Raw genomic sequence first — 10,633 nt, 5'->3', positions numbered from 1 at the left:
GCTAGGTAATTTTGAGATTGCGGCAACCGCAGTGATTGCGATGATTTTTTTTAAAGAAGCGATTGGCAGACGGATGTGGATTGCGATTGCCTTTATTTCGCTGGCCAGTATCTTGCTGACGATCACCGATGCGATAGCGCTTAATTTATCGCTTGGCGCCGTTTTTGTGATGCTTTCTTGTGTCTGCTGGGGCTTTGAGAACAATTGCACCCGAAATCTATCGATTAAAGATCCGGTTCAGGTGGTTATCTTAAAGGGCTTCGGGTCAGGACTGGGAGCCTTACTGATTGCCGCTATCTGGGGCGACCTGTCGGCTTCGCTGTTTTATATCATTTTGGCGCTATGCTTAGGTTTTGTCGCCTATGGTTTAAGTATTTTTTTCTATGTCAAAGCCCAGCGGGGACTGGGAGCCGCACGAACCAGTGCCTACTATGCAGCGGCTCCCTTTATGGGGGTGCTTATTTCCTGGTTGGTTCTCAAGGAATCGATCACCTTTTCATTTTTAGCGGCGTTGGGGATCATGATTATAGGAACCTGGCTGGCCTTATCCGAGGATCATGAACACGCCCATACCCACCACGAAGAGTGCCATGATCACAGCCATAACCATGATGATGCGCATCATCTTCATCAGGATCATCCGCCGATTTGTGGTGAACATTGCCATGAGCACACCCACAAAAACACGGTTCACAGTCACTGCCATCTGCCGGACGTTCACCATCGGCATATCCATTAAAATGCTCTTGTCAGAAGATGACAGTCGCTACTAGCACTTATGCAAAAGATTATTTCATCAAAACAACAAACCGGTCTCGCCATCAAGCGACACCGGTTTGTTTTTTTTGATCGACCAGACTCATGAAGTATTCATGAACAGTGAGCTCTTTGGTCAACTCCGGGTGAAAAGATGTTACCACCATGTTCTTCTGGCGGGCGGCCACAATATGACCGTTAACCCGAGCCAGAATTTTTACATCACTGCCAACCCTTTCGATATAGGGTGCCCGAATAAAAACCATCGGGATTTTTCCGCAAGCGTCAAATTCAGCCTCGGTCACAAAGCTGCCAAGCTGGCGGCCATAGGCGTTTCTGCGGGCGACCATATTCATCGTACCAAAATGAATGGTTTGATCCTCAGTAATTTTGCTCGCCAGCAGGATCAATCCGGCGCAGGTGCCCAGCACGGGAAGACCTTCGATAATCATTTTTTTGATTGGCTCAAAGAGCTCCAGCTCCCGCAACAGCTTGCCGATAACGGTGCTTTCACCCCCGGGCAGCACCAGGCCATCCAGCGAATGGTTGGTCAGATCTGAGGGTTTTCTGATTTCGATGCAATCGACATCCAATTTCTTAAGCGTTTTGATATGTTCCTCAAAGGCACCCTGAACAGCCAGCACGCCAATTGTTTGCTTCATCGATGCCCCCTTTAGACGCCGCGTTGGGCCATCAGTAGTTCAATTTCCTGCTCGTTGATGCCGACCATGGCTTCCCCTAAATCTTCTGAGAGTTCAGCTAGCAGTTTGGCGTCATTGTAATTGGTCACCGCTTTGACAATCGCTTGCGCCCGTTTGGCGGGATTGCCAGATTTGAAGATACCAGAGCCGACAAAGACCCCTTCAGCCCCCAATTGCATCATCAGGGCGGCATCAGCCGGGGTAGCGATTCCGCCAGCAGCAAAGTTGACCACCGGTAGCTTGCCGGTTTCATTGACCAGCTGAACCAAGTCATAGGGAACCTGCAGATCCTTAGCTAGCTGGAAGAGCTCATCGGCTCTGGTGTTTTGAATCATCCGGATCTGCTGGTTGATCAGTCGCATATGGCGAACGGCCTGAACCACATCGCCGGTACCCGGCTCACCCTTGGTGCGAATCATCGAGGCGCCTTCGCTAATCCGTCTAAGCGCTTCCCCTAAATCTTTGGCGCCGCAGACAAAGGGTACCGAAAAAGCGGTTTTATCGATGTGATAAGTATCGTCAGCTGGCGAAAGCACCTCGCTTTCATCGATATAATCAATTTCGATTGCTTCGAGGATCTGGGCTTCGGCAAAATGACCGATCCGCACCTTGGCCATGACCGGAATCGAAACGGCGGCCTGAATACTTTTAATCATTCTCGGATCACTCATCCGCGATACTCCACCGGCCGACCGGATATCAGCCGGAATCCGTTCTAGTGCCATCACCGCGCAGGCACCGGCTTCCTGGGCAATGCGGGCCTGTTCGGCCGTGGTAACATCCATAATCACCCCGCCTTTTAACATCTGGGCCAGGTTCTTGTTTAATTCATAACGATTATTCATTTGAGTAGCTCCTCAGTTTAGTTTTTTAGTATAGTTTTTCAGTAAAGTAAATTACTGACTCCATTGTAATATAGTCTTGATATCATTAAAAGCATCAAAAAATGGAAAAATGATAGCATCAGAATGGTGAAGATATTGAAATGATATGAATGTTTATTTGCACAAATACGGTAGCAAGAAGGATGATGGATGCTGCTGTAGTCAGATAATCAATCTGCGGGAATGGTTTTTAAATAACTTAAAAAATTATCTGTCGCAGCTGTTTATATTGATGGAAAACGATGTTTTATTCGCGCAAAGAGGGGTAAGAACTAACGATAACTCGTTATTTAATTTTAAGGTATAGGGAGAGGGAAACATGAAAAAGCATGAAATCTCAATTGTCGATGATGAACCCATCAATTTGATGATCTTAAAAAAATTACTGAGTCCCTCTTTTCTCATTCGGGCCTATAAGTCTGGAGTGGAGCTGCTACAGGCGGTTGATGAGGGAGTCAAGCCGGATCTGATCTTGATGGATATTATGATGCCGGGAATGGATGGCTATGACACCTTATCGGAATTACGGAAAGACCCCAATAATTTGGGAATACCAGTGATTTATATTTCGGCGCTGGATAGTCTGATTGATGAAGAAAAGGGCTTTCGTTTGGGAGCGGTTGACTATATTATTAAACCTTTTCGGCCAGGGATTGTCTTGGCACGGGTCAATGCTCATCTGGAACTGAAACAGGCTAGAGATCGACTTAAAAATCAGAATGAATGGTTAGAAGCTGAGGTCAAACGACGAATGGTTGAGAATCAGATGATTCAAGATACAACTCTGAATGTTTTTGCCGAATTGGTTGAAACCCGCGACAGTGATACCGCCAATCATGTTATGCGAACCCAGAACTATGTGCGGATCATCGCAGAGCGGATGCAAAAAAATCAAAAGTACCAGGAGCAACTTAGGGATGATGTGATTGAACGTATTTCAAAAGCTGCCCCACTTCATGATATCGGAAAAATCGGGATTCCTGATGCGATCTTATTAAAGCCGGGAAAGCTCGATGCAGAAGAATTTGAAGTGATGAAAACCCATTGTAAAATTGGTGGTAATGCCATTCGTCTAGCGATTAATAAAACCTTGTCGGTTAACAAAACAGATAAGGGACAGGGCGAAATTACCGCCCTGTACTTTCTTGAAGAAGCTGAGAAAATCATGAATTATCATCATGAACGCTGGGATGGGAATGGCTATCCGGAAGAGCTATACGGCGATGAAATCCCTATCTCGGCGAGAATCATGGCGCTGGCTGATGTGTTTGATGCCCTTACCACCGTTCGACCTTACAAAAAAGCTTGGCGTATTGAGGCGGTGGTGGATTATATTTTAGAACAAAAAGGCTTGCAATTTGATCCTGATGTGGTGGAAGCATTTGAAACAGAGATTGAGGCCTTCAGACAGGTCATGATGCAGGATCAGACAGCGGACTGATCAAGGCACCAGAGAAAGAAGGGTTGTGTGACCGATGTCAGATCAGATTAAGTCAGGATCGGAAAAACAGAATAAATTATTAGAGGCTTTTTTTGAAATGGTGCCGGATCTGTTATTCTTAACGGATGCGCAGGGAATTATTCTCGAATACCGGGCAAAAATAACATCAGATCTATACATTCCGCCAGAAGTTTTTCTGCATAAAAAAATTGATACGGTATTGCCGCCAGACATCAACAATTTGTTTACTGATGCGATGGCAAGGGCGATAAGAAACGGTCAAATGCAAACCTTCGAGTATGATTTATCCTATCCCGATGGCAATCATCATTTTGAATGTCGTTTGAGCTGGTTGCCCGAAAGCGCAAATTATGTTGCGGTAATCCGCGATATTACTCAACGCTACCAGATGGAAGAGGGTCTCAAAAATGCCCGGAAATTGTTAGAAGAACGTTTTGAAGCACGTGAAATTGAGCAAAAATTCATTGTCGATCAACTGGTTCTGCATACCGAACTGATCAGGGAAATCAGCCAAATGGAGTCTGGAATCAATGGTGATATTGAACGGCTTGCTGAAGAAATAACGGAACTCTTAGCTAATCGATTGGGCATAGACCGGGTTTCTATCTGGTTATATGGTCATGAAATGACCATGATGGAATGTTTGGATCTTTATGTAAAAAAGGAGCAGACCCACACCAAAAAAATGGTCATGAACAGAGCCGATCAACCACTGACCTTTGAGTATCTGATTAAAAACAGGTATATGATTATAAACGAAAAGTCGGTTGAGCTACAGGAAAAGATTATTGGCTAAACTATATGCAACCCTTGGGCGGAACTACCCTGCTGGTTTGTAGTATCTTGTGCAATGGCAAGGCAATTGGTTCGATCGGCTTTATGTATGTAAACCAAAACCATCAGTGGGGAAGTGATGAGATTGCCTTTGGCTGTCATATTGCCGATCAAATCGGGACGGCCTTCTTAAATCAGGAACGCATAGCGATGACCCAGGCCTTGCGACAAAACGAAGCGTACTTAAATCGGGCACAGGAGGTTTCAAAAACGGGGCATTGGCATTTCGATATTAAAGCGAATAAATTGACCTGGTCCGATGAAACCTATCGTATCTTTGGGGTAGCAATAGGAGAACCACAAACTTTCGAAACGTATTTGGATATGGTCTACCCAGATGACCGTCAAAAAATCATCGAAAAATGGTTGGAAAAATCGGTTCAAGGGCAGCCCTTTACCGTGTTGCATCGGATTTTTTCAGGAGGTGAAGTACGCTGGGTGGAAGAACGATCGGAGTTTGAGTTTGATCTGAAGGGCAATCCGATCGCTAGTTGGGGAACCATTGCCGATGTGACCGAGAAGATGAAATATCTAGAAGAGCTGGAGAGCTATCAAAAGCATCTTGAGGAAATGGTTTTGTCTAGAACCACCGAATTGGAGATGGCCAAGCTTGAGGCTGAAGCAGCCAGTCAGGCCAAAAGCTCCTTTTTGTCAAATATGAGCCATGAAATCCGAACGCCGATGAATGCAATTATTGGTCTTGCCCATCTGATTAAGCGCGATCCGCTAACCATGCGCCAGGAGGGACAGATTGATAAATTGACTGAGGCAGCCCATCACTTGTTGCAGATCATTAACGATGTGCTGGATCTCTCAAAAATTGAAGCCGGAAAAATGCAGATCGATCGCCATGATTTTGAGCCTGCCCGGGAAATCGACAGGGTATGCAATATTATCGGCGCTGAAGCAGCCAAAAAAAATCTCGATTTACTGGTGGATATTGATCATATTCCAACGGTTTTGCGGGGAGATTCGGTTCGTTTTGGTCAGATTTTGCTTAATTTAATGAGTAATTCAGTCAAGTTTACCCAAACAGGACGGATTAAGATCATTGCCCGGGTCATTAAGCAGGATCAAAAACAAATCCGACTACGATTTGTAGTTAGTGATACCGGGATCGGTATGTCAAAAGAGCAGATAAAAAACCTGTTCCAGGATTTTGTTCAGGCCGACGAATCGATGACCCGTCTTTATGGCGGTACCGGTCTGGGGCTGGCGATCAGCTATCGTCTGGCCAAGTTTTTAGGTGGCGATATCGGGGTTGAAAGTGAGCCAGGCAAGGGCAGTCGGTTCAGGTTTGAGCTGCCCTTTGAAATATCAACAGCTCTTCCTAAAAATAGAATCAATATTAAGTCCTCTAAGGAAGTACGGGTTTTAGTGATTGACGATATGCTAGAAGCCCGGGAGCTGATGATCAGTATGCTGGCTGATTTTGGAATCCCGTGTGAGGCGGTCAGCTCGGGAAAGGAAGGACTGGCAGCAGTGGTCAAAGCTGATCAGCTGATGAACCCCTATCGATTGGTCTTTATCGATTTGAAAATGCCGGGTTTGGATGGCATTGACACAGCGCTGATGCTGCAAGCGCTGGAACTGAAAATCAAACCAACGCTCTATCTGATCACCGGATATGGCAATCAAATATCCTATGAAGAAGCTCAGCGTGCTGGGATCAGCCGGATTTTAGTTAAACCGATGACACCATCAACCCTGAATGATGCCTTAATGGAGTTGCTGGAAAATGAGATGGAATCAAAAAGGCCTTCTTCTATAAAACAGCTGGAGGAGCGTTTGAAATCGTATCAGCAGATAAGGATACTGATTGTTGAGGACAATCAGATTAATCAGGAAATCGTTGGGCAGCTACTGGAACCCTTTGAATTTAAGCTTCAAATGGCCGGGAATGGCCAGGAAGCGATCCAAAAAATTACGCAGGACAATTTTGATTTGATCCTAATGGATGTCCAGATGCCGGTTATGGATGGGCTCGAGGCAACTGTATTTATCAGAAGCTTACCGGGTTGGGAAGCGGTGCCAATTTTGGCGATGACCGCGAATGCCTTTGAAGAAGACCGCCGCAAATGCATTGCGGCAGGGATGAATGATCATCTGGTCAAACCAGTTGAACCGGAGATGCTATACAGATGCTTAATCAAGTGGCTACCGGTTAGGAAAAGTCAACCAGAAAAGAAAGTGATGCTCCAAGGAGATTCGGCAATAGACCGGCGAAAACACTTGGCGGCAACGCCGGAAGAACGGAACCGGCTAAAATTTCTGCGGCAGGTGGATGGCTTGAATGTGGAGAGTGGGCTAAGAATTCTTGGCGGTGATATCTCGCAATATTTGAGGTTGATTCAGCAGTTTGGCCGAAAATGCCAAGTCGATGCAAGTGGCATTTTAAAACAGGCGACAGAAAAGGATTACCAGCACATGATTCAAAAAATCCATTCGATCAAGGGTGTGGCAGGAAATCTAGGAGCCATGAAAATACAGGAACAGGCAGCAGAACTGGAGCAGGCTGTTAGAAACAGGACGGAAAAAGATCTGCTTGAAGAACGGTTGAATAATTTTATTGAAGAAATAAGCGGTTTTGCTAATGTCCTGCCAAAAGAAAGACTTTCTTCTAAAAATCAACATCATGACGAAGCAGACAGGGTTCAAATCGATATGATCCTTAACCGGCTGATTAAGTTGCTTGAGAAAAATGATACCGAAGCCTATGATCTATTTGAAGAGCATAAAGACTTGCTTTTATTGACGCTGGCAGAGGCAGGTGTTGATTTAGAAAGATAGATCCATCAATTTGATTACCGGGATGCATTGAAAACACTGAGATCAATTTCTTTAAGCAGGTTGGGAGATTTCTAAAAAGCCTTTAAAGGGTTCAAGGATTCTGTTAAAAAGCGGTTAAACTTGCAAATATTTCTTGATTTCCACAATCTTTTATAGTACAATTCGAGACGAATGATCAAAATAGATTGATGTCTATTTAGCGTATTCATAGACAGGGTTTATGAATACAAGAAAGAATTCTTTTGACCATTTCTTTATCTGACTAACGCGGTGATAAAGAAATTAAATGCCATCCGGACAGCAGGGTCAAATGCCGATTGGCAACTTTCGTTGCCTTATTGATTGAGTATCAGCTCAAATTTTATAAGTTGGTTACTTAAAACCGTGTGCGTTATTGCACATCACACTTGTGAAACAATCAATAAGAGTAGTAAAAGTAAGTTCTTGCTATATAGACTCTAATTTCTAGATTTGGGATCATCGATAAACGGCGCGCTCATGCGCTCGTGTTAACAACAAATCAGTAGAAATAAACTCAAGTGGATGAACAGCAGATGCTGAAGGCTCACTTGAGTTTTTTGTTTTATTAAATTAGAACAGCATAATTATAATGCGAAAAAATGGAAATGGGGTGGATTAATGGATAATAAATTAAAGTTGAATGGTTTTAACAATCTGACCAAGTCTTTAAGCTTTAATATTTATGATGTGTGTTATGCCAAAAGCGAGCGGGAGCAACGGGACTATATCGCCTATATTGATGAGCAGTATAACTCGGATCGCTTGACTAATATTTTATATCATGTTACGGAAATGATCGGCGCCCGGGTTTTGAACGTATCCAAACAGGATTACGATCCGCAAGGAGCCAGTGTCACCTTTTTGATTGCCGAAGAAACGTTTTTAAGAGAATATCGGGAAGACTCAGTTGAAAAGACCGATTTACAGGGTGATACGGTGGTGGCTCACCTGGATAAAAGCCATGTTACGGTTCATACCTATCCGGAATATCATCCGGACACGTCCATTGCCACCTTTCGGGTGGACATTGATGTGGCTACCTGCGGAGAGATTACTCCCCTCAGTACCCTGGACTTCCTGATCGGCAGCTTTGATTCGGATATTATTACCATGGATTATCGGGTTCGGGGGTTTACCCGGGACGTCAGTGGCAAGAAACTCTTTATGGATCATAAGATCACCTCGATTCAGGATTACATCGATGACAAGACCTTAAAAGAATATGATGCCATTGATATAAACGTCTATCAATCCAATCTCTTTCATACTAAAATGATGCTAAAGGAAATCATCCTCCAAAATTACCTGTTCAATACCGATGCTTACGAGCTGCCACCACGAACGCGGCTGCAGATTACTGAAAACCTTCGCCGCGAAATGATCGAAATTTTCAGCGGCAGTAATGTCTATTAATAACTTTTGGGGTTGGCTGGGGATACCGTACCGATCAATTGTTAATCTGTTGTCTGCTGCACCAATGCGAAATCCGCTTTGCTCCTTTCGCATTGGTCGCGGGCAGTCGCCAACTACAAGCAAACTTGTGATTGGCTCGTTGCCTTCGCGCAAGCTCGGACAGGCTATCGCCGTGTCCGCCTTGATGCAGACAACATGATGTAACAATTGTCGGTACTACGGATCGCCTTGTTTACATACCAATAGTACAATAATTCGTTGAAAAGTTATATCAGTTAAGCTGCTGTATTCATATTAGGGAAGGAATAAAAACGTGCCAAAACTAAATCAGGAACGAATGCCGATATTGGCGGCGCTTAATGAGTTTAAGAGAAATCGGCTGGTTCCCTTTGATGTGCCCGGCCATAAACGGGGCAAGGGGAATCCGGAATTAACGGAATTTTTAGGGGAACGTTGTATGACCCTGGATGTCAATTCGATGAAGCCGCTGGATAATCTCTGCCATCCGGTTTCGGTGATCAAAGAGGCCGAGGAACTGGCGGCGGATGCTTTTGGCGCCAAGCAGGCCTTTTTTATGGTTAACGGTACCACGTCTGCTGTTCAGACGATGGTACTAGCGGCCTGTAAAAAAGGCGAGAAGCTTATTCTACCCCGGAATGTCCACCGCAGTGTCATCAATGCGATGATTCTGGGGGGCGCCATCCCCGTTTATGTGAACCCTGAAACCAACCATGAAATCGGGATTTCACTGGGGATGACCCGCGTAGCGGTAGAAAGAGCGATCCGCGAAAACCCCGATGCCAAAGCGATCTTAGTCAACAATCCCACCTACTATGGGGTTTGTTCCAATTTGAAAGCGATCACCGAGCTGGCTCACGCTGCGGGGATGCTGGTGCTGGCGGATGAGGCTCATGGCACCCATTTCTATTTTGGCGAAAATATGCCCATCAGCGGGATGGCCGCGGGAGCCGATATGGCCTCGGTCAGTATGCATAAATCTGGCGGATCGCTGACTCAAAGCTCTTTTTTATTGGTGGGGGCCGGGATGAACGCCGGATATGTGCGGCAGATCATCAATCTGACCCAGACCACCAGCGGGTCCTATCTGCTGCTTTCCAGTCTCGATATTTCCCGCAAAAATCTGGCCGTGAACGGCAAGGAAATTTTTGCCAAGGTAACCGCCATGGCCCAATATGCCCGGGATGAAATCAATCAGATCGGGGACTATTATGCTTATTCAAAAGAGCTGATCAATGGCGATACGATTTACGATTTCGATGCCACCAAGCTGTCGATTAATACCCTGAACGTCGGACTGGCGGGGATTGAAGTTTACAATATTCTCCGAGACGAATACGACATTCAGGTGGAGTTCGGCGATGTCGGTAATATTCTGGCCTACATTTCCGTGGGCGACAGCCAACGCAATCTGGAACGGCTGGTCTCGGCGCTGGCCGAAATCCGCCGGATCTATAAAAAAGACAAGGCCGGGATGCTGCAATATGAATATATTAACCCGGCGGTGGCAGTGGCCCCGCAGGAAGCCTTTTATGCCGAAAAGGAAGCTTTGCCGCTGGAAAAAAGCGGCGGCCGGATCTGCAGCGAATTTGTGATGTGCTATCCGCCAGGGATTCCGATTCTGGCTCCCGGCGAAATGATTACGGCCGAAATTCTTGATTCCATCGAATATGTTAAAGACAAGGGCTGCTTTTTAACCGGCCCTGAAGACATGGAAATCGAATATCTCAATGTGCTGAAGGAGGATTGATTAA

General features: G+C 45.3%; 8 protein-coding genes. 6 read left to right on the top strand and 2 right to left on the bottom strand.

Annotated features, from left to right (window positions below; translation table 11 throughout):
• Positions 1-739: DMT family transporter (locus tag QZ998_RS00850; protein ID WP_296557255.1), on the top strand; the 739-nt coding region annotated here is incomplete at its 5' end.
• A gap of 82 nt (positions 740-821) precedes the next feature.
• On the opposite strand, the gene pdxT is transcribed toward QZ998_RS00850, so the two are convergent.
• Both pdxT and pdxS read right to left on the bottom strand, forming a co-directional pair.
• Positions 822-1,418: a pyridoxal 5'-phosphate synthase glutaminase subunit PdxT gene (pdxT, locus tag QZ998_RS00845; protein ID WP_296557253.1), complete on the bottom strand. Its 597-nt coding sequence runs from the start codon at positions 1,416-1,418 to the stop codon at positions 822-824.
• An 11-nt stretch (positions 1,419-1,429) separates the two neighbouring features.
• Positions 1,430-2,302: a pyridoxal 5'-phosphate synthase lyase subunit PdxS gene (gene pdxS, locus QZ998_RS00840; protein ID WP_296557251.1), complete on the bottom strand. Its 873-nt coding sequence runs from the start codon at positions 2,300-2,302 to the stop codon at positions 1,430-1,432.
• Between the two features lie 358 nt (positions 2,303-2,660).
• Between pdxS and QZ998_RS00835 the strand changes: the two genes are divergently transcribed.
• From QZ998_RS00835 to QZ998_RS00815, 5 genes are all read left to right on the top strand, one after another.
• The gene (locus tag QZ998_RS00835; protein ID WP_296557250.1) at positions 2,661-3,782 is read left to right on the top strand and encodes an HD domain-containing phosphohydrolase; all 1,122 of its coding nucleotides are present in this window, start codon (positions 2,661-2,663) and stop codon (positions 3,780-3,782) included.
• Positions 3,783-3,816: 34 nt separating this feature from the next.
• Positions 3,817-4,599, top strand: coding sequence for a PAS domain-containing protein (locus tag QZ998_RS00830; protein ID WP_296557248.1), 783 nt, complete (start codon positions 3,817-3,819; stop codon positions 4,597-4,599).
• Between the two features lie 5 nt (positions 4,600-4,604).
• Positions 4,605-7,427, top strand: coding sequence for a response regulator (locus QZ998_RS00825; RefSeq protein ID WP_296557246.1), 2,823 nt, complete (start codon positions 4,605-4,607; stop codon positions 7,425-7,427).
• A 639-nt stretch (positions 7,428-8,066) separates the two neighbouring features.
• Positions 8,067-8,861, top strand: coding sequence for an adenosylmethionine decarboxylase (speD, locus tag QZ998_RS00820; RefSeq protein ID WP_296557243.1), 795 nt, complete (start codon positions 8,067-8,069; stop codon positions 8,859-8,861).
• A gap of 337 nt (positions 8,862-9,198) precedes the next feature.
• Positions 9,199-10,629, top strand: coding sequence for an aminotransferase class I/II-fold pyridoxal phosphate-dependent enzyme (locus tag QZ998_RS00815; protein ID WP_296557256.1), 1,431 nt, complete (start codon positions 9,199-9,201; stop codon positions 10,627-10,629).
• The last annotated feature ends 4 nt before the right edge of the window (positions 10,630-10,633 follow it).

It is taken from the genome of uncultured Acetobacterium sp. (genome assembly GCF_927416815.1).
Classification (GTDB): Bacteria; Bacillota; Clostridia; order Eubacteriales; family Eubacteriaceae; genus Acetobacterium.
The sequence above is the reverse complement of the archived record's forward strand: the minus strand, read 5'-3'. Positions and strand labels throughout refer to the sequence as shown.

What these genes read in the sequence shown, in the direction of transcription:
- QZ998_RS00835 (WP_296557250.1), top strand. Translation starts at nt 2,661, where the DNA reads ATGAAAAAGCATGAAATCTCAATTGTCGATGATGAACCCATCAATTTG.
- QZ998_RS00830 (WP_296557248.1), top strand. Translation starts at nt 3,817, where the DNA reads ATGTCAGATCAGATTAAGTCAGGATCGGAAAAACAGAATAAATTATTA.
- speD (WP_296557243.1), top strand. Translation starts at nt 8,067, where the DNA reads ATGGATAATAAATTAAAGTTGAATGGTTTTAACAATCTGACCAAGTCT.
- QZ998_RS00825 (WP_296557246.1), top strand. Translation starts at nt 4,605, where the DNA reads ATGCAACCCTTGGGCGGAACTACCCTGCTGGTTTGTAGTATCTTGTGC.
- QZ998_RS00815 (WP_296557256.1), top strand. Translation starts at nt 9,199, where the DNA reads ATGCCGATATTGGCGGCGCTTAATGAGTTTAAGAGAAATCGGCTGGTT.
- pdxS (WP_296557251.1), bottom strand. Translation starts at nt 2,302, where the DNA reads ATGAATAATCGTTATGAATTAAACAAGAACCTGGCCCAGATGTTAAAA.
- pdxT (WP_296557253.1), bottom strand. Translation starts at nt 1,418, where the DNA reads ATGAAGCAAACAATTGGCGTGCTGGCTGTTCAGGGTGCCTTTGAGGAA.